21 protein-coding genes are annotated in these 18,548 nt (G+C 24.7%); 13 read left to right on the top strand and 8 right to left on the bottom strand.

Annotated elements, in window-relative coordinates; genetic code table 11:
- Position 1: 1 nt before the first annotated feature.
- Entirely contained in the window at positions 2–625 is a 624-nt protein-coding gene (locus AELL_RS08495; RefSeq protein ID WP_118917533.1) for a DsbA family protein, read from the bottom strand.
- Between the two features lie 99 nt (positions 626–724).
- Between AELL_RS08495 and AELL_RS08490 the strand changes: the two genes are divergently transcribed.
- Genes AELL_RS08490 through AELL_RS08480 form a run of 3 tightly spaced genes read left to right on the top strand, consistent with a single transcriptional unit; the run spans position 725 to position 2,536 of the window.
- Positions 725–991, top strand: a complete 267-nt coding sequence (locus tag AELL_RS08490) for a DnaJ domain-containing protein (RefSeq protein ID WP_014474461.1) — start codon at positions 725–727, stop codon at positions 989–991.
- 11 nt (positions 992–1,002) lie between these two features.
- The gene (locus AELL_RS08485; RefSeq protein WP_118917532.1) at positions 1,003–1,419 is read left to right on the top strand and encodes a phosphate-starvation-inducible PsiE family protein; all 417 of its coding nucleotides are present in this window, start codon (positions 1,003–1,005) and stop codon (positions 1,417–1,419) included.
- Positions 1,420–1,438: 19 nt separating this feature from the next.
- Positions 1,439–2,536, top strand: a complete 1,098-nt coding sequence (locus AELL_RS08480; protein ID WP_118917531.1) for a glycoside hydrolase family 3 N-terminal domain-containing protein — start codon at positions 1,439–1,441, stop codon at positions 2,534–2,536.
- 3 nt (positions 2,537–2,539) lie between these two features.
- Here the strand turns inward: AELL_RS08480 and AELL_RS08475 are convergent, their stop codons facing one another.
- From AELL_RS08475 to AELL_RS08450, 6 genes are read right to left on the bottom strand one after another with little or no spacing between them, the layout of a single operon-like run.
- Positions 2,540–4,519, bottom strand: a complete 1,980-nt coding sequence (locus AELL_RS08475) for a putative bifunctional diguanylate cyclase/phosphodiesterase (protein WP_118917530.1) — start codon at positions 4,517–4,519, stop codon at positions 2,540–2,542.
- Positions 4,516–5,394 (bottom strand): type 2 periplasmic-binding domain-containing protein, encoded by an 879-nt coding sequence (locus AELL_RS08470; RefSeq protein ID WP_118917529.1) that lies wholly within the window; start codon positions 5,392–5,394, stop codon positions 4,516–4,518. Before AELL_RS08470 ends, AELL_RS08475 begins: the two co-directional genes overlap by 4 nt.
- 2 nt (positions 5,395–5,396) lie before the next feature.
- Positions 5,397–6,437: an AI-2E family transporter gene (locus AELL_RS08465; protein ID WP_118917528.1), complete on the bottom strand. Its 1,041-nt coding sequence runs from the start codon at positions 6,435–6,437 to the stop codon at positions 5,397–5,399.
- A gap of 36 nt (positions 6,438–6,473) precedes the next feature.
- Positions 6,474–8,246: an ABC transporter ATP-binding protein gene (locus AELL_RS08460; RefSeq protein WP_118917527.1), complete on the bottom strand. Its 1,773-nt coding sequence runs from the start codon at positions 8,244–8,246 to the stop codon at positions 6,474–6,476.
- Positions 8,247–8,250: 4 nt separating this feature from the next.
- Entirely contained in the window at positions 8,251–8,898 is a 648-nt protein-coding gene (locus AELL_RS08455; RefSeq protein WP_118917526.1) for a winged helix-turn-helix domain-containing protein, read from the bottom strand.
- A 17-nt stretch (positions 8,899–8,915) separates the two neighbouring features.
- Entirely contained in the window at positions 8,916–9,215 is a 300-nt protein-coding gene (locus tag AELL_RS08450; protein WP_118917525.1) for a hypothetical protein, read from the bottom strand.
- Positions 9,216–9,398: 183 nt separating this feature from the next.
- Here AELL_RS08450 and AELL_RS08445 point away from each other — a divergent pair, with 183 nt between their 5' ends.
- From AELL_RS08445 to AELL_RS08425, 5 genes are all read left to right on the top strand, one after another.
- Complete coding sequence (locus tag AELL_RS08445; RefSeq protein ID WP_118917524.1) at positions 9,399–9,644, top strand: DUF1104 domain-containing protein; 246 nt, start codon at positions 9,399–9,401, stop codon at positions 9,642–9,644.
- Positions 9,634–10,305, top strand: coding sequence for a response regulator transcription factor (locus AELL_RS08440; protein ID WP_118917523.1), 672 nt, complete (start codon positions 9,634–9,636; stop codon positions 10,303–10,305). Before AELL_RS08445 ends, AELL_RS08440 begins: the two co-directional genes overlap by 11 nt.
- On the top strand, positions 10,262–11,449 hold the full coding sequence (locus tag AELL_RS08435; protein WP_118917522.1) for a sensor histidine kinase: 1,188 nt from the start codon (positions 10,262–10,264) through the stop codon (positions 11,447–11,449). Before AELL_RS08440 ends, AELL_RS08435 begins: the two co-directional genes overlap by 44 nt.
- Positions 11,443–11,781, top strand: a complete 339-nt coding sequence (locus AELL_RS08430) for a hypothetical protein (protein ID WP_118917521.1) — start codon at positions 11,443–11,445, stop codon at positions 11,779–11,781. Before AELL_RS08435 ends, AELL_RS08430 begins: the two co-directional genes overlap by 7 nt.
- Before the next feature lie 73 nt (positions 11,782–11,854).
- Positions 11,855–12,283, top strand: coding sequence for a glycine zipper 2TM domain-containing protein (locus tag AELL_RS08425; protein ID WP_118917520.1), 429 nt, complete (start codon positions 11,855–11,857; stop codon positions 12,281–12,283).
- A gap of 28 nt (positions 12,284–12,311) precedes the next feature.
- Here AELL_RS08425 and AELL_RS08420 read toward each other — a convergent pair whose 3' ends face one another.
- Complete coding sequence (locus tag AELL_RS08420) at positions 12,312–13,139, bottom strand: flagellin N-terminal helical domain-containing protein (protein ID WP_118917519.1); 828 nt, start codon at positions 13,137–13,139, stop codon at positions 12,312–12,314.
- A gap of 130 nt (positions 13,140–13,269) precedes the next feature.
- Between AELL_RS08420 and AELL_RS08415 the strand changes: the two genes are divergently transcribed.
- The 5 genes from AELL_RS08415 to AELL_RS08395 all read left to right on the top strand — a co-directional run bounded on the left by AELL_RS08415 (position 13,270) and on the right by AELL_RS08395 (position 18,542).
- Positions 13,270–13,785, top strand: a complete 516-nt coding sequence (locus tag AELL_RS08415; RefSeq protein WP_118917518.1) for a 3'-5' exonuclease — start codon at positions 13,270–13,272, stop codon at positions 13,783–13,785.
- Positions 13,786–13,849: 64 nt separating this feature from the next.
- Positions 13,850–14,806 (top strand): YbgA family protein, encoded by a 957-nt coding sequence (locus tag AELL_RS08410; RefSeq protein ID WP_118917517.1) that lies wholly within the window; start codon positions 13,850–13,852, stop codon positions 14,804–14,806.
- A complete protein-coding gene (locus tag AELL_RS08405; RefSeq protein WP_118917516.1) occupies positions 14,806–16,158 on the top strand; it encodes a cryptochrome/photolyase family protein in 1,353 nt (450 codons plus the stop codon). The genes AELL_RS08410 and AELL_RS08405 overlap by 1 nt, the downstream gene beginning before the upstream one ends.
- Entirely contained in the window at positions 16,145–17,566 is a 1,422-nt protein-coding gene (locus AELL_RS08400) for a phytoene desaturase family protein (RefSeq protein ID WP_118917515.1), read from the top strand. Before AELL_RS08405 ends, AELL_RS08400 begins: the two co-directional genes overlap by 14 nt.
- On the top strand, positions 17,553–18,542 hold the full coding sequence (locus tag AELL_RS08395) for a sensor histidine kinase (protein ID WP_118917514.1): 990 nt from the start codon (positions 17,553–17,555) through the stop codon (positions 18,540–18,542). The genes AELL_RS08400 and AELL_RS08395 overlap by 14 nt, the downstream gene beginning before the upstream one ends.
- Positions 18,543–18,548: the final 6 nt, after the last annotated feature.

Genomic DNA, 18,548 nt, shown 5'->3' with positions numbered 1-18,548 from the left:
TTTAAAAATAACTATTTTCTACTAAATCATTTATTTGATTTAACATACTTTCATAATCATTATATTTTATATTTATTGGATAGAGTTCTTTTTTATATTTTAAAATCAATGAAGGAAAAACTTTTACATAAAGTTGTCGTCTAAAGTTTAATTCTTCTTGTAAATCATCTTCTATTTTTTGTGATTTTAAATCCTCTTCAAATTTTTTTTCATCCATTCCTATTTGTTTTGCTAAATTTATAAGAGTTGAAGCATCACTTGGATTTAAAGCTTTTTGATAATATGCTTCTTGAATGGCATTTATCATCTCATCTTCTTTATCTTCATAACGTGCAAGCATAGTTGCTTGACAAGCAAGATAAGTTGAACGTCTTGGAATACAATTTTTCCAAAAATCGTGGTTAAATTTTGTTCCTGTTACTTCTTCTATCTCATACCAAATATTTTCTATTTTTTCTCTCATTTCCATTGGCATTGGTTCATCTGAATGTTTTGCTAAACCTCCAACTACATAAACTATTTTTATATTTGATGATAAATGTTTTTTTAATTCATCTAAAGTTGCTTTAAAAGCATAACACCACGAACACATTGGGTCATGTACATAATAAAGAGTATAAATCATAAAGACCTTTCTAAAAATTAATTAATATTTTTATTTAGATTACCTAAATTGATATTAAAACTTTTTGAGTACAATATGTATGAATTTAAAAGGATTTATATGGATTATAGTGAATTTGAAAAAGCTGTTGATATGTTTGGAATATTAACAAGAGTTTCAAGAAAAGATTTGAAAAAAAAGTATTTAAAGTTGTCAAAAAAATATCATCCTGATATGCCAGAAGGTAGTGATGAAAAGTTTATTGAGTTGAAAAAAAACTATGAGATACTTTGTGCTTATATGGATTCATATTGTTATTCATTTGATAAAGATGAGTTTAGACATCAGTTTCCAGCATTTACAAACTATAAAAATTGGGTTAAATAAAAGGAGAGTATATGAGAAAAACATTAGTAAACTTTTTTTCTGATAAATTATATATTGAGTTATCAATTACAGCTGTGTTATTTGTTATTGCATTAGCTTTAGATAAATTAATGGATTTTATTATTTATATGCTCTATTTTGTGATATTTTTAGAAATAGTAAGAGCTGTTGTAAATTATGTCCGGGAACAAAGAGTTTCTATGACACTTTTAGTTGATGCTTTTATAATTTTGGCTCTAAGAGAGTTTATTGTAAATGTAGTAAAAGTAAATAAAGAAGAGTTATCAACTTTTGAAGCAATTTTTTCAAGTTCAATAAATTTTAATCTTTTAATATTATCAGGTGTGATTTTATTTTTAATGATAATCAGATATTTATCAATTATAACATCACAAAAACATCTTCTAAAAGATAAAATGGAAGATTAATTTTAAGTTAGGTTAGTATATGCAAAAGAGTTTTTTAGTTTTAGTAGTTTTGATTTGTTCAATTTTTAGCAATCTATTTGCAAATGAGAGTTATTCAAAAAAAGATATAGAAAAAATGATTTCAAAAATGGTCATTTTGGGATTTAATGGTGAAAATGTAAGTTCAAAAGATGAAATATATAAAAATATAAAAGCAGGGCTTGGGGGAGTTATTTTATTTGATAAAGACCCAAATGATAAAAATAAAGTTAAAAATGTAAGAAACAAAGAACAACTAAAAACTTTAACATCACAACTTCAAGCTATTTCAAATCAAAAATTACTTATTGGAATTGACCAAGAGGGTGGAATAGTTCAAAGATTAAAAAGTAGTGATGGTTTTGTAAATACTCCAAAAGCGAGTGAAGTTGCTTTAAAAGGTGAAACTTTTGCAAAACAAACCTATAAAAATCTAGCAGTTGATTTAAGTGAATCAGGAATAAATCTTGATTTTGCACCTGTTGTGGATTTAGCAATCAATAAAAACAATAAAGTAATTGTAACAAGAGGTCGTTCTTTTGGTGAAAGTTCATCTGAGGTTATAAAATACTCTTCTATTTTTATTGATGAGTTAAAAAAAGAACAAGTTATTTCTGTTTTAAAACATTTCCCAGGACATGGTTCATCTTTGGCTGATTCTCATTTAGGATTTGTTGATATTACAAAAACTTGGAGTGAAAAAGAGTTAGAGCCATATAAATATTTAATCAATAACAAAAAAGCAAATATGATTATGACAGCTCACGTTTTTAATGAGAAGTTAGATAAAAATTATCCTGCAACATTATCTTATAACATAAATACAAATTTGTTAAGAAATAAATTAGGTTTTGATGGAGTTTTAGTTAGTGATGATTTACAAATGTATGCAATTTCAAAACATTATGATTTAAAACAGACTCTGACTTTAGCTATAAATTCAGGTGTTGATATGCTTTTATTTGCAAATCAATTAGCAAAACCAATAACTTTAAAACAGATTGTTGATGTAGTTTATGCTCAAGTTTTAAGTGAACAAATCTCTCTTGAAACAATTATAAAAGCAAATAAAAGAATTGATAGTTTATTAGCTAAATAAATATCAATTCTTAAAATAGAATTTTTCAAAATCTTTACTAGAGAGTGGTTTTGAAAAATAGTATCCTTGATACTGGTCACAAGAGATAGATTTTAAATAATCTATTTGTTCTTGTGTTTCTACACCTTCAGCAATTACTTTCATTTTAAGCATTTGTCCCATTTTTACAATAGTTTCTAGGAATATTGAGCCATCAACACTATTAAAATCATCTAAAAATGCTTTATCAACTTTTAAATAATCAATAGGAAATTTTTTTAGATAAGATAAAGAAGAGTAACCTGTTCCAAAATCATCTAAAGAGATTGTAACTCCAAAATCGTGTAGTTTGTTTAGATTGTTTTTTGTCTCTTTTGATTCTTCCATAAACATATATTCTGTGATTTCTAAATCAATTTTTGATGGATTGATATTTTTATTTTCTAATGTATTTATAAATTTTGGTACAAAACTTTTATCTAAAAGCTGTTTTGCTGAAATATTTATAGATATATTTATATCAATTCCCATTTCTTTCCATTTTAAGTGTTGATTTAAAGCTTCTTCAACAATCCAATTTCCTAACTCTTTTATAAAACCATTCTCTTCAGCCAAAGGAATAAAAACATTAGGTGCAATAAAACCTTTTGTTGGACTAATCCATCTAATTAACGCTTCAACTCCAACTATTTTTGAAGTAAGCAAATCAACTTTTGGTTGATAAAATAGACAATACTCATTGTCTATTAAAGCTTGTCTCATATCTTTATCTAAATTTATAGTATTTTGAACTATTTGATTTAACTCTTCAGTAAAAAAGTGATATTGATTTCTTCCTAATTTTTTTGCTTGATACATTGCTATATCTGCATTTTTCATAAGTGAAAAGATATCATTTCCATCTTTTGGATAAAATGCAACTCCAATACTACAAGCTATATTTATAGGATGAGTTTGGATAATCCATTGGTGTCCTAATTGTTTTTGTATTCTTTTTATTATTTGTGATAACTCTAAATAAGATTTATAATCTTGAATAATTATTGCAAACTCATCTCCTCCAATTCTTGCAACAAAATCATTTGGTCTTAGAGTTTTTTTGATAATAGAGGCTATATTTTGTAATAACTCATCTCCTATATTATGTCCTAATGAATCATTTACAGTTTTAAAATGGTCAATATCTAAAAATAAAAAAGCAAACTCTTGTCCATTTCTTTTAGCTGTTGGAATCAGTCTTTCTACAAACTCATTTAAAGAGTTTCTATTTGCTAATCCACTTAAAGAATCAGTTCTTGCCATCAAATAAAGTTCTTTTTTTTCATTTTCTAATCTTGAAAATGAGTCAACCATAGAACGACGAATAGCTTCAAGTTCTTTTAGTTTAAAAGCTTTTGGAACTTTAGTATTGTAATAAGCAAATTGTCTTAAAAGTTCAAGAGGTCTTGTCACATAAATTCTTAATAATATAATTAAAAAAGCAAGTGCAACAATAGGTGATAATCCAAAATATAAAATGAAATCTAATTTATTTTTTATAAAATGAGAGTGTATCTCTTCCTCTTCTAAAATGTAAACTAAAAGAAGAGTTTTTTGGTTTTTCCCTTCATAAAATCTGATATTTTCTTCAATATATTTTTGATGAATAAGTTTTTTATATGAACTATCTAAATTGATATTTTCAATATTTTTATCCAAAGTTCTAATACTTGGTTCTGTTGTAAGAAGTAGTTTTTCATTATCATAAACCAATATGGCTTTTATAAAATCTTCATTTGAAGTTATTCTATCAAGTAATGCCCTATATGAAAAAACATCTTCTTTTTTTTCTATATTTTTTGATAGGGTATAACTGGTTTCAGTAATATTATTTTTTAGTGATTTTAATATAACATTTGCAACTTCTTCTTCTTGTTTGAAAAAGTAGTAACTAAAAATGATATAAAATAAAACTAATAAAGAAAAAAGAAAAAATAGAATAAATTTTTGAATATTGTATATCATTTTATGATGTCTCTTGTTGGTAGATTATGATTACTTAATTTTTCAATAGTTTTTTCTGGAATATCTTTATTTAACCATATAATATCATCTAAAGATTTCATAAACTCTTCATAATTTGTATTTGGTAAATAAGAGTTTATCGTTTGGTAAAACTCTTTTGGGTCGTTTTCTAAGTTTGTTATTGATTTATCAATCAATTTTTTTAATTCTATAAAAGTCTCTCTATTTTGAAGAAATTTATCTTTTTGCATAAATAAAGCATCAACAATCAACAAATCAGGATTATTTTTTGTAGAGGCTAACTCTTTAAAACCATGTTTTTCTAAAGATATATTATAAGGTACATAAGTTATTATAATCGTTGGATTTTCAAGATTTGATAATCTTGATATGAAAGCTTGGTCTTTGTTGATGTAATTAAATTGTTTATTTTGAAGATTATATTTTTTTATAAATTCTTCAAATAAAATTGAATTAATAGAGTCCATTTCTAAATATACATCAATAGGAGTATTCTTATTTTGAAACTCTTCTATGTCCAAATTTCCCATAACTACATCTCCACCATTTGACTTATCAAATAATATTACAGGAATTAAAGAGTTCGTTGTATTTGCTAAAAAATTATATTCATATTGAGTTCCAACATATGCATCAGCATTTCCAGCTTTGTATAAATACATATTTTCACTTAAAGATACAACATTTAAAAGTTTTATATTTAAAGGTTCTAGCCAACCTTTTTCTTTAGCATAAAATAGTGGTGTATATCCTATCCAAGTTGTAGCTGAAATTCTAAGTTTTTCTTTATTTTCTAAACTACAAGAAGTAAATAGAAGCACTATAACAAAAGAGAAAAGTAGCTTTTTGAACATTTTTATTCCTTATTCCTAATTTTTTTTCTAGATAAATCAGACATTAAAATACCAAGCCAATGCGTACTTGTATTTGAATCAAAGGCTATTTTTAGAGTCATTGTAATTGGAACGGCTAAAAACATTCCTACAATTCCTAAAATATAACCCCAAAAAATAAGAGAAAAGAAAATAATCAAAGGTGAAAGTCCTAACTCTTTTCCCATAAGTTTTGGTTCAAGAATATTACTTATTGAAATATTTATAATTATATAAAAAATTGAAACCCAAATGGTTGCATTTACATCCAAATTCATTAAGGCTAATAAAATTGCAGGAAAAGATGCAATAATTGAACCAACAACAGGAACAAAATTAAATAACATTGCAATAACACCCCATAAAATAGGGTAATCAACACCAAAAAACGATAACATTATAGTAATTATAAAACCTGTTAAAAAACTTGTAAATGATTTTACAACAAAATATTTTTGAATGTTAAAAGAAAAGAGGTTGAAGTGTTCTAATTTTTTTGCATTGTTTCTAAAAATAACTTTTAATTTTGTTTGAAAAGATTTTGACTCTGCTAATATAAATGCAACACCAATTACAACTAATAAAAATTTAGATAAAAAAGTACTAATACTTCCAATAATATTTGTTGTTACTCCAAAAAATGAACTAAAATTTAGGCTTTCCATAATTTTTGTTTTATCTATTTCTACACCATAACCTTGCACTAAATGAATAGAATTTAAAATTAGATTTTTCAATTTTTCTTCATAAATAGGAAGATTTGTAAGAAAATCTTTTAATGAAATATTTATTACATAAGCCAACATAAAACCTATAAAAATAACTATTACTAAAATAAAAAAATATGATAAAACTTTTGGGATATTTTGTTTTTGAAGAAGTTTAAGAAGTGATGAAAAAATTGATGAGATAAAAATTGCTAAAAATAGTATTACAACTATTTCGCTTGACATTTTTACACCAGCTAGTATTACCACAAAACTTGCAACATAAAAAAAATAGTTCTTCAGATTGATTGCATCCATTTATTACCTTTTAACTTTTTAAGTTATTAATTATAGTCAAATTAACTGTTGTTTTACAAATTCTAAATAATGTCCTTCTTTTTCTTCTAACTCTTTATGATTTCCACTTTGAACTAAAATTCCATCATCAATTACATAAATCATATCAGCATTTTTAACAGTGCTTAATCTATGAGCGATTGTAATTACAGTTTTATCTTTTAAAAACTCTTCAAGTTCGCTAAAAAGTTTTGTTTCTGTATGAACATCAAGAGCAGATGTTGATTCATCAAAGATTACAACAGCAGGATTTGCTATTATCATTCTTGCTATTGATAATCTTTGTCTTTGGCCTCCACTAAGTCTTATTCCATGTTTTCCAACAAGAGTATCAAGTTTGTTTGGCATACTTTCAACATTATCATAAAGTTGTGCAATTTTAAGAGCTTTAAAAATTTCTTCATCACTTATATTTTTGTTACCCATTGTAATGTTAAATCGTAAACTATTATTAAATAAAATAGGCATTTGTAAAACTAAAAAGATGTTTTCTCTTAAACTTTGTCTATCTAAGTCATTTATACTTATATTGTTATATAAAATATCTCCAGAAGTTTTAGAATAAAAGCCAGCAATAATATGAGCAATTGTTGTTTTTCCACTCCCACTTGCTCCAATAATAGCAATTTTTTCTCCTGATTTTATATCAAAAGAGATATCTTTTAAAGTTAATTTATCTTCTTTATATGAAAATGAAAGATTTTTTATAGAAATATCAACTTTTTTATTATTTGCTTCAAGCACTAATGTTCCATTTTTTTCAACTTCTAAATCTAAAATTTTATTAATTCTATTTATGGCAGCTTTTGCACTAGCAAGGGAATATTGAATAGTTAAAATGTCTTGAATAGGAGTCATAATAAACCAGATATATCCAAACATTGCAAACATTAAACCAATACTTAAATCACTATATGCAACTAAAACTAAGCCAGTAGCTCTAAATATTTCAAAAGCAATTAAAAAAATTGTAAATGAAAATCTTTCATAAGCTACACTTTTATAATTAAATTCATTTGAAGCTTTTTGTATATCTTTTGCTTTATTTATTGAATCATCAAAAAAATATTTTTCTTTGTTACTTGCTTTTATTTGTCCAAATAAATCTAAGGTTTCATTTATATTGTTTTGAAAAACTTCAACTGTTTTATTTTCCTCTTTTTTTAATAAACCTGTTTTATCAGCTATTTTTTTTGAAAGTAAAATAATAATAGGTTGAATTAATAAAATCATTAAACCTAAAGTTAAATCTATTTTTAAAATCACAATAGCAACAGCAATTAAAGTAAGGGTTGAAGCTATTAACTTACTTGAAACAGAAACAATAAAATTATCTAAAGTATTTACATCAGTTATTAAATTAGCACTAATACTTCCACTTCCAAGACTTTCATATTCATTCATATTCACAAGTTTTAAATGATTTAGTAGTTTTTCTCTAATCTTAAAAGTTACAAATTTTGAAATTTTAGTAAATATTTTTGTAATAACAACACTAAATATAAAATATATCAATCTTAAAAATAAAACTACAAAAGTTACGATAGCAATATAATAAAATGCACTTCCATTTCCTAAAAATTTATCTATATTATTTACAAAAAAATCAGGTTTATTAAGTAAAATTTCATCAACTAAAAGGGGTAATAATAAAGGAATAGGAACACTTATAATTATTGCAATAATAGTTATTATTTGCCCAATAATAAGAGATTTTTTATTTTTTAGTAAAAGTTTAAATATATATTTTAGTGAGATTTTTTCGTTCATTGATTTACAAATCTATTCTATAACCAATACCTGAAACATTTTTTATAAGTTCTTTGTATGTTTTTTTTCTTATTTCTTTTATAAGTGACCTAAGAGCATCTTGTGTCATAGCACCTTCCCAGATTTTTTCATTTATCTCTTCATAACTTACAGCTTTGTTATTATTTGTAAAAAGATAAGATAAAAAAAGAGTCTCTTTTTTTGTTAATGGAATTAGCATATTTTTTTTAAAAAGAGTTTTGTTATATGAATCATATACAAAATCATTTTTTAAACTATATATATTTGAGTTTTTTGAATCAATATTTTTTATAAATTCTTTTAAAGTATCAATAAATTCATTTATAGAATCTAAGTTTTGAATAAATTTGATTTGAGTTAATTCTAAACTTTCAATCAAATGAGTATCATTTAATTGGTCTAAAATAGCAATAATTTGAATCTCTTTATTTAAAACTCTTATTTGTTTTAATAGTTCAAAATTATATTTAGTAATAACCACATGAATATCTTTTGTATTTATTAAATCGATTAATTCATCATGTTCATTATAATCAAAAGAGTTATTAGAATATGATGAAAGATAATCGCTAAATTTATTATTTACAATATCACCGTGATAACAAACATTAAAATATTTTAACTCTTTCATTTTCTTTTTTTATAAAATCAATTCTCTTTTGAACTTAACATCTGTTCGCAAATTTCTAACTTCATACCTTCATTATAAGTACAGTTAAGCCCACATTTAAAAATAGCAATATTTTCTAAATTTTGATTTTTAATTTCAATTTCTGATACTTTTTTACACTCTTCAAGTGAATTAAAAGTCATTGGACTTTTTATTTTATTTTTTGTATCTTCTTTATTTGGATAGATAAAAGCAGTCCATTTTTCCTCTTTTTTTGCCCCAAAACAACCTGAAAATAAAAATATTACACAACTTGATAACAATAGATTTTTAAACATTAAACTCTCTTTTTAGTTTGATTTTAGTGAAAATTCTTTTATAAACCCCTAAATTTTATTAATTGATAATTATTTTTCTTTTAAAAATGAGATAAATATCTATAAAATGGGATAAACTTCTTCTATTTTCAACAATTATTATACAGTTAATATGTTACAATGAAATAAAAAAGAGTTTTGAAAATGGAAAAAATTGCATTAATAATTTTTTTATTATTCAGTTTTGTTTTTGCAGAAGAAAATTATTCTGAAATGAGTACACAAGAACTAATTGAAATAATCGGTTATGTTAAGGAAGAAAACCAACAATCTTTTCTAAAGGAATTAAATTCTAGAATTCCGAAAATGAGTGAATATGAAAAAGCTCAATATGAAAAAAGATTAAGTGGTGATATAACACAAGAAGAGCAAATAGAAGATGAAAAGTAAAATATTATTATTAGAAGATGATTTGAATCTTAGTGAAACAGTTTCAGATTATTTTGAAGAACAAGGTTTTGATGTAATTTGTGTTTATGATGGTGAAGAGGCAATTTCTTCAATATATGAACACAATTTTGATTTATTGTTACTTGATGTAAATGTTCCAAATAAAAATGGTTTTGAAGTTTTAAAAGAGATTAGAGCTCAAAATAAAAAAGTTCCTGCAATTTTTATAACCTCATTAAACTCTATGGATTCTTTAGAAAAAGGTTTTGAAAGTGGTTGTGATGATTATATTAGAAAACCTTTTGAGTTAAAAGAACTACTTTTAAGAGTTCAAACTATTTTAAAAAGAGAGTTTGCAAATAATAAAAATGAATTGATAAATATTACACCTGAAGTTACTTTTAACTCTATCTCAAATGAGTTAAGAGAAAATGGTGTTGAAGTGAAACTAAATTTAAAAGAGTTAAAACTTTTAAAATTCTTTTTACAACATCCAAATGAACTTTTAGTTCACGATAGAATTTATGATTATGTTTGGGATTATGATGAAGAGTATAGTGATAACTCTTTAAGAACTTATATAAAAAATCTTAGAAAAATTTTAGGAAAAGATAAAATTGTTAGTCTTAAAAAACTCGGGTATAGATTTAACCAAGAGTGAAACTAGAACTCTTCTAGCTTTCTCTTTATTATACTCTTTTCTTGTATTGGTAATTTTAAGTGTTGTTACATTTTTATATTATCAATTCCAAAAAGATTTAATGCTTCAAGAAAAGAGACAAATATTACAAAATTATTCAAATGATTTAATTTTTAGATTAAAAGATTTACATGTCAATTTTGATAAAACAAATATTTATCCAAGAGATGAAAAGTTTCAATCAGCTATTTTTGATAGTGATAAAAAAAAGATTTTTTCAACTTTAAAATCTCAAAATGTAAGTTTAGATGATGTTATATATTTAAGTGGAAATCAAATTCATTTTATAAAAGAACCAGAATCTTATTATCTTGGTTCAAAATATGTGATTATAGAAATTCCTGATGATAATATTTGGTTTGAAAATATAAAATATAAGATGATTTTAGGTTTTTTATTAGCCTTTTTATTTATGATTGTTATTGGATATTTTATTTCAAAACTTTTTTTGAGACCAATGAGAGATGCTTTACATTTACTTGATAGATTTATTAAAGATACAACCCATGAATTAAATACTCCTGTAACTGCGATTATCACAAATATTGAGATGATAGATAAAGATTTATTAGATGAAAAACTTGCGAAAAAAATAAACAGAATTGAAATTGGTGCAAAAACAATTTCAAATATTTATGAAGATTTAACTTTCATAACTTTAAATAATCAAATACTTTCAAATAATGAAGAGATTAATTTATCAAATATTTTAAAACAAAGAGTAGATTTTTTTAACAGTATTGCAACTATGAAAAAAATAGAGTTTGAAACATATATAAAAGATGATATTTTTATTTTTTGTGATACAAAAAAAATCTCTAAATTAATAGATAATTTATTATCAAATGCAATCAAATATAATAAAATTGGTGGAACTATAAAAGTAGTTTTAACAAAAAATAGTTTGAGTATCGAAGATACAGGAAAAGGTATAAGTCAAGAAAACCTTGATAATTTATTTGATAGATATACTAGATTTGATAAAAGTGTTGGTGGTTTTGGAATAGGTTTAAATATTGTTTCTCTAATTGCAAAAGAGTATGATTTTAAAATTGAAGTAAGTTCCCAAATAGATGTTGGAACAAAGGTAAAAATAAGATGGTAAGAATAATTTTTTTTATAAGTTTGATATCTATATCTTTATTTGCAGCCAAAAATGATATTTACGAAACAGATTGTGTAAAGTGTCATAATAGAATACCTGTTACAATTGATAAATATTTTTATCGATATTTACTAAAATATAGTAGTGAAAAAGAGGTAAAAAAAGCAATGTTCAATTTTCTAAAAAATCCTAAAAAAGAAGATTCTTTAATGTCTGAATCATTTATTAATAGATTTGGTGTAAAGAAAAAAACAAAACTCTCTGATAAAAAATTAAAAGAAGCGTTGGATATTTATTGGGAAAAATATAAAGTTTTTGGAAAACTAGAGTAGTTTTTTATTTTCACAATATCTTCACAATAAAGATTTATACTTATAAAAATAAAATGGATTATAAGGATAAAATATGAAAAAGTTTTTATCAATGCTTTTGATTTCAAGTTCTTTAGTTTTTGCTGATAATAATACAATTGGTTTAGATACTGTTGTAGGAGCAACATTAGGAGTTGCTATTGGTAATCAAATTGGAAAAGGAAATGGAAAAGATGTTGCAAGAGTAGCAGGTGGAATTTTAGGAGCTACAATTGCGAATAATACAAGAGATTCTAGAAACTATTCAAATTATGACAATAATTCATATAATAATGGTTACGAGAGAAGTACAACTTATGTGAGAAATGATTACTATTATGATGACTATGATAGAAGACCACCACAAGTAGTTGTTATTTATGATAATGCTCCAAGACCTTATTACCCTGGATTTTATCCTCCAGGACATTATAAACATCATAAACATCACCACCATCATGGTCATAAATATTACAGAAGATAAAAGCTCAAGTTTAAACTTGAGCTTTTTTTTATGAAAGAAGTCTTAAAACAGTTTGTTGATTTATATTATTTGATTGAACTTGTCCAAATGCTCCAATTTGAGCTAAAATATTTTGTTTAGAAAAATTCGATGACTCTTTTGCATAATCTGTATCAAATAGGGCTGCTGCACTTAAAGTGCTTGTTTGTTGAGCAAGAAGATTTCTACTTGAACTCTCTAGTTGATTTTGAACAGAGCCAAATTCACCTCTTACATCATTTAATTTATTTATTGCTTTATCAACTGTTTCTAAAAAATTTTTAGCATCACTTGAACTAAAAGTTGTGGCATCTTGATTTACTAAATCAGTTAAACCTAGACCTTCAGTATTTGATTGAACACTTGAAGTCTCAATTAATTGTTCACCTTTTAATCCAGATTGAAATTGTTGAACATCAGAAGCTGAGTTATCAGTTGAACTTTTTTGAAGTAGAGTTTGTCCATTATAATTTGTACCACTTGCAATTTTATCAAATTGTTCTAGTTGTTTTTGAATATCTTTTAAGATTGCATCTCTACCTTCTTGGCTCGTTGTATCAGTTGAAGCTTGTAGAAGTTTTTCTTTTACATTATTTAAAATATTTGATTGTTCAGTTGTTGCACCACTTGCAATTTGAGTTGCAGCGATTGCAGAATTCGCATTTTCTAATGCTTGTCCATAACCATTTGATTGGGCTAACAAACTATTTGAAATAGATAAACTAGATGCATTATCACTAGATTGATTTAGTTCTATTCCAGTTGCAATTCTATTTAATGATTGATTTGCATTCAAATAAACATTTTGATTTAAGACAGAGTTTGAATTTATTTGCATTTTCAACTCCTTTTAATTTTTTATTTTACATACTTATTCTAGTATTTGTAAGTTTAAATAATTATTAAGTTTTTGATATAATATATATAAATAGGAATTTTATATTAATGAAAAGAGAAAATAATTTTATATGATAATTTTAGACTTTGAAACAAATACTTCAAATATTGGTGATGTAATAGAGATAGCTGCTGTTAAAATAGATAGAGATTTTAAGATTTTGGATAAATTTCATAGATATTATCTTTCAAGATTTCCAGTTAATTTTTACTCTTATGCAGTTCACAGATTAACACCTGAGTTAATACTTGATTATAGAAAAGATAAATCTTATAGTTCATATTTCAGTGAAGATGAAGATTTTGAAAAGTTTTGTTATAAAAGTGAGACTTTGATTGCTCATAATATAAAGTTTGAATTAAGACATATAAATAATAGAGTTAAATTTAAAAATCACATTTGTACAATGAATGAAAATAAAAAGATTGTAAATGTATTTGGAAAAAATGGAAGAGTAAAAAATCCAAAACTTGATGAAACATGTTTATATTATGGTATTGAATTTAATGGTGACAAATATCATAGTGCAACCTATGATGTAACAAAAACCTATGAAATTTTAAAAAGAATGAAGATAAACCTATAAATTTTCCCTACCAAAAAACTCCTTTTTGTTATAAAATAAATTAAATTTAAAAAAAGGATTTTTTATGAAATTAGGAGTTTCAGCTTGTTTGATTGGAACAAAATGTCGTTATGATGGAGTTGGTGCAACTGATAAATTTATAGTTGATATTTTGCAAAAATATTTTCAAACAGTTTCTTATTGTCCTGAAACTATAATTTGGGGAAGCCCTAGAGAAGCCATAAGACAAGTTCATGATGAAAATGGTGAACTAAAAATCCTAACTTCTACAAAAAATCCAAAAGATGTGACAAAAGAGCTAGATGATATTTCAGAAGAGTGTTCAGATGAAATTAAAAATGATGATTTATGTGGTTTTATTTTAAAATCAGCATCTCCAACTTGTGGACTTGAAAGAGTAAAAATTTATAAACCTTTTAATGCTCCAAGTGTAAAACAAGGAGTTGGAGTATTTGCAAGAAAAATAAAAGAAAAATATCCATATTTGCCAGTTGAAGAAGAGGGAAGATTGATTGACCCTTGGCTTAGGGAAAATTTTTTGATGCAAATTTTTGCTTATCAACATCTACATGAGTTTTTAAAATCAAATCCAACTTTTAATGATTTAGTGATTTTTCATACTTCATATAAATATCTTATTTATTCAAAAGCTCAAAAATCATATACAACTTTAGGACGAATTGTCGCAAATAAAGAAAAAAATCAACTAAATGAAGTTTTAGAAGAGTATAAAGAGGAGTTTTTAAAAGCAATTAGTTTAAAAGGAAGTGTAAATAAAACTTATAATGTTTTACTTCATATTTTTGGATATTTTAAAAAACTTATAACAAAAGAGGAAAAAGAGGAGATTTTACAAGCTTTAGCTGAGTATAAAGAAAAAATTATTCCTTTAATTGCTGTTATGAAAATAATAAATTTATATGTAAAAAGATTTGATGTTCAATATTTAAAAGTGCAAAAATTTTTAAATCCATATCCTAGTGAATTAGCTTTAAGAAGCGATATTAAGGCTTATAAATAATGAAACAAATCTTATGGTTTAGAAGAGATTTAAGAATAAACGATAGTGCGATATTAGCAAATGCAAAAGATGAAGTATTGCCTATTTTTATTTTTGATAAAAATATCTTAGATAAATTAAATAAAGATGATAAAAGAGTTACATTTATCTATAAAAGTGTTTTAAAACTAAAAGAAGAATTAAAAAGTATTGGGCTTGATTTGTGCCTGTTTTATGGAACTCCTAAGGAGATTTTTGAAACTCTAAAAAATCAAGGTTTTGATTCTGTTTTATGTTCAGTTGATTTTGATAATTATGCAAAAAAAAGAGATGAAGAGATAGCTAAAATCATTCCTATGGAGACTTTTACCGATTCATTTATTACTCATCCAAATAATTGTCTAAAAAAAGATAATACACCTTATAAAGTTTTTACTCCATACTATAAATCTTTAGAGTTTATTTGGGAAAGTGAGAGTTTAGTTTTATTTGAAAGAAATAAAAATCTAAAAAAAATAGAGTTTGATTATGATTTTGTTCCAACTTTACAAGAGATGGGATTTAAGAAGCAAAAATTACCAGAATTTTTGGAAAAAAGTGCAGATGAACTTATAAATGAGTTTTCTTTAAAAATTTCAGATTATCAAGAAGGTCGAGATTTTTTTTATAAAAATGCAACTTCAAATTTAGCTGTTCATTTAAGATTTGGTCTTATAAGTCCAAGGGAGCTTTTTAATAAAATTAAAAAAATGAGAGCAATACAAAGTTCAAAAGATTTTTATATAAGAGAGCTTTTTTGGAGAGAGTTTTATAACTATATTTTGTTTCATTTTCCAAAAAGTGAGTTTGAAAATCTAAATGAAATAAAAGTAAATTGGAATGAAGATGAAACAGTTTTTCAAAAATGGTGTGAAGGAAATACTGGCGTTCCTTTGATTGATGCGGCTATGAGATATTTTAATTTAACTGGAACTATGCATAATCGTCTAAGAATGATAGTTTCTTCGTATTTAACAAAAAATTTGCTTATAGATTGGAAAAAAGGCGAAAGATATTTTGCTTCAAAACTTCTTGATTATGAAGCAAGTTCAAATATCGGTTCTTGGCAATGGGCAGCTAGTACGGGTGCTGATGCAGTGCCATATTTTAGAGTTTTTAATCCCTATTTACAATCAGCAAAATTTGATAAAGATGCTATTTTTATAAAGTCTGTAATTCCTGAACTAAAAGATGTAAATGCAAAACTCATTCATAGTGAAAATGGTGTTCAATCAAATATGTTTTTAGATTATCCAAAACAATTAGTTTCTATTGAATACTCAAGAAATAGGGCTATTGAAGAGTTCAAAAGAGCAAATAATGAAAAATATTGATATTGCAGTTATTGGAAGTGGAATAGGTGGAAGTCTAATTTCAGCTTTAAATAAGAACAAAGATTTAATCCTTTTTGAAAAGGATAAAAATCTTGGAGGTTGTGCTTCAACTTTTAAAAGATTGGGAACTTATTTTAACGCAGGAGCTACGACTTTTGTTGGATATGAAAATAATCATCCAATCAAAAATATCTTTGATGAAGTAGGAGTTGTTCCAAATATTCTTGAGAGTAAAATTGCAATTAGAACAATACAAAACAGAAAAATAGTTGATAGAGTTGCTAATTTTGAGGAGTTTTTAACAAATCTAAATAGTGTTTATTATCACAAAAATAATAGAGTTTTTTGGAAAACAATCAAAGAAATTGATGAGAGATTTTGGACTTTAAAAAAAGTATATTTTGCAAAATACGGCTTTCAAGCTTATGCTAAAACAGCTCTGTTTGTAGTAGAACTTTTTAAAGAGTTTGGTTTTATGCTTTTTAAAACAGCTGAGGGATATATAAATGAAGTTTTGCCAAATATTTCAAAAGAGTATAAAGCTTTTATAAATTCACAACTTTTAATAACTCTTCAAACAACTTCTAAAGATTTATCACTTTTAGCTATGAGTTTGGGTTTAGCTTATCCATTTCATAAGGTTTTTTATCCAATTGGTGGAATGGGACAAATAATTGAAGATTTATTAAAAGATGTAAATATTCAAAATAAAGAGGAAGTAATTTCTATAAAAAAAGAGCAAAATAGATATAGATTAATCTCCACAAAAGATGAATATTTGGCTTCAAAAGTTATATTGAATTCTGCAATTTTTGAAAGTTCAAAACTATTTTTAGATGAAAATATAAAAAAGTATTATGATAAATTTTCATTTAGTGACCAAAGTGCTTTTGTGGTTTATTTAAAGTTGGATTCAAAAGAGAAACTTTTACATCACTATCAAATAATTTTAAAAGAGGATATTCCAAATTGTATTTCAAACTCATTTTTTGTTTCTGTTTCTGATATAAATGATGAAAAATTATCACGTGATGGTTATAGTATAACAATTTCAACCCACTCAAAAGCGATATTTTGGGAAGGTTTAACAAAAAATGAATATGAGGCCAAAAAAGAGTTCACACAAAATTTTATAATAACAGAGTTTTTAAATAATTTTGATAATATAAAAAAAGAGAATATAAAAACCCTTTTTAGTGCCACATCAAAAACTTTTTACAGATATATAAATAGAAGTAATTGTGGCGGAAAACCAATAACTGCAAAAACAATATTTCAACTTCCAAGTTGTAACACACCTTTTGATGGTTTGTATAATGTTGGAGATACAATTTTTGCAGGTCAAGGTTGGCCAGGAGTTGCTATTGGGGTAAATGTTTTAAATAAGGAATTAAATGCAAAAAGTTGAACTAAAAATAGCACCAAAAGATTGGCTTTATATTATTATCATTGGAGCTTTTTTTGGTTTTTTTATCTCTTTGTGTTTCTATTTTGTAAGTTATGATTTACAAAATATTTCAACAATTGTTTTTAGTACAAGTACAGCTATTTTAATCTCTTTATTTGCATTTTTTTTAATAACAATTTCAAATAAATTTATTCTTCCAAAAGTAAATAAAAAATTTTGGTATTTGATTAGTTTTGTGTTCTCTTTTTTATCAGGATTTTTGGGATTTACTTTTTCATTTTTGCTTTTTTCTTTTGGTGATTTTAAGATTTTACATATTATTTCGCCATTTTGGATTTATATCTCTATTACTATTGGTTTTTTGACTTTTTTGGTTGGACTTATTTTGCATCAATTTATCTCTATGAAATATAAAAATGAAGAGATAAAAACTCAAGTTTTAGAAACAAAACTAAAAGCTTTGGAAAATGAGCTTAATCCTCATTTTTTATTTAATGCTTTAAATTCAGTTTCTGAACTTATTTATCAAGACCAAAAAAAGGCTGAAAATGCAGTTATTGAAATCTCAAAATTTTTACGAAATGCCATAAATAAAGAGAGTTTAATTACTTTAGAAACTGAACTTTCTATGGTAAAAACTTATGTAAATATAGAAAATGTGAGATTTGATGAAAAAATAGTTTTAAATATTCAAAATTTTAGTGAATTTAAAAATGTAAAAATACCAAAATTTTCTATTCAACTATTAGTAGAAAATGCAATAAAACATGGTTTTTTAGGAAAACCTCTAAATATTGATATATCTTTTTCTAAAAATAGAATAATGGTGCAAAACAATGGTAAAATAACTAACATAGTGAAATTTGGAACAGGTTTGTCAAATCTTCAAAAAAGATTGGAACTACAAAAAGTGGGAAATTTGAGTCATCAAATTTTAGATGAAAAGATGGTATTTATAATAGAGTTAAAAGGATAAAAATTG

Source organism: Arcobacter ellisii (assembly GCF_003544915.1).
Taxonomy (GTDB): Bacteria; Campylobacterota; Campylobacteria; order Campylobacterales; family Arcobacteraceae; genus Aliarcobacter; species Aliarcobacter ellisii.
Note: the sequence above shows the minus strand (reverse complement) of the source record. Positions and strands in the feature narration are given on the sequence as shown.

Coding starts and splice junctions, on each gene's coding strand:
- AELL_RS08465 (WP_118917528.1), bottom strand. CDS start 6,437: ATGGATGCAATCAATCTGAAGAACTATTTTTTTTATGTTGCAAGTTTT.
- AELL_RS08445 (WP_118917524.1), top strand. CDS start 9,399: ATGGAAAAAATTGCATTAATAATTTTTTTATTATTCAGTTTTGTTTTT.
- AELL_RS08480 (WP_118917531.1), top strand. CDS start 1,439: ATGCAAAAGAGTTTTTTAGTTTTAGTAGTTTTGATTTGTTCAATTTTT.
- AELL_RS08405 (WP_118917516.1), top strand. CDS start 14,806: ATGAAACAAATCTTATGGTTTAGAAGAGATTTAAGAATAAACGATAGT.
- AELL_RS08475 (WP_118917530.1), bottom strand. CDS start 4,519: ATGATATACAATATTCAAAAATTTATTCTATTTTTTCTTTTTTCTTTA.
- AELL_RS08485 (WP_118917532.1), top strand. CDS start 1,003: ATGAGAAAAACATTAGTAAACTTTTTTTCTGATAAATTATATATTGAG.
- AELL_RS08460 (WP_118917527.1), bottom strand. CDS start 8,246: ATGAACGAAAAAATCTCACTAAAATATATATTTAAACTTTTACTAAAA.
- AELL_RS08430 (WP_118917521.1), top strand. CDS start 11,443: ATGGTAAGAATAATTTTTTTTATAAGTTTGATATCTATATCTTTATTT.
- AELL_RS08470 (WP_118917529.1), bottom strand. CDS start 5,394: ATGTTCAAAAAGCTACTTTTCTCTTTTGTTATAGTGCTTCTATTTACT.
- AELL_RS08490 (WP_014474461.1), top strand. CDS start 725: ATGGATTATAGTGAATTTGAAAAAGCTGTTGATATGTTTGGAATATTA.
- AELL_RS08455 (WP_118917526.1), bottom strand. CDS start 8,898: ATGAAAGAGTTAAAATATTTTAATGTTTGTTATCACGGTGATATTGTA.
- AELL_RS08425 (WP_118917520.1), top strand. CDS start 11,855: ATGAAAAAGTTTTTATCAATGCTTTTGATTTCAAGTTCTTTAGTTTTT.
- AELL_RS08495 (WP_118917533.1), bottom strand. CDS start 625: ATGATTTATACTCTTTATTATGTACATGACCCAATGTGTTCGTGGTGT.
- AELL_RS08410 (WP_118917517.1), top strand. CDS start 13,850: ATGAAATTAGGAGTTTCAGCTTGTTTGATTGGAACAAAATGTCGTTAT.
- AELL_RS08450 (WP_118917525.1), bottom strand. CDS start 9,215: ATGTTTAAAAATCTATTGTTATCAAGTTGTGTAATATTTTTATTTTCA.
- AELL_RS08415 (WP_118917518.1), top strand. CDS start 13,270: ATGATAATTTTAGACTTTGAAACAAATACTTCAAATATTGGTGATGTA.
- AELL_RS08395 (WP_118917514.1), top strand. CDS start 17,553: ATGCAAAAAGTTGAACTAAAAATAGCACCAAAAGATTGGCTTTATATT.
- AELL_RS08400 (WP_118917515.1), top strand. CDS start 16,145: ATGAAAAATATTGATATTGCAGTTATTGGAAGTGGAATAGGTGGAAGT.
- AELL_RS08440 (WP_118917523.1), top strand. CDS start 9,634: ATGAAAAGTAAAATATTATTATTAGAAGATGATTTGAATCTTAGTGAA.
- AELL_RS08420 (WP_118917519.1), bottom strand. CDS start 13,139: ATGCAAATAAATTCAAACTCTGTCTTAAATCAAAATGTTTATTTGAAT.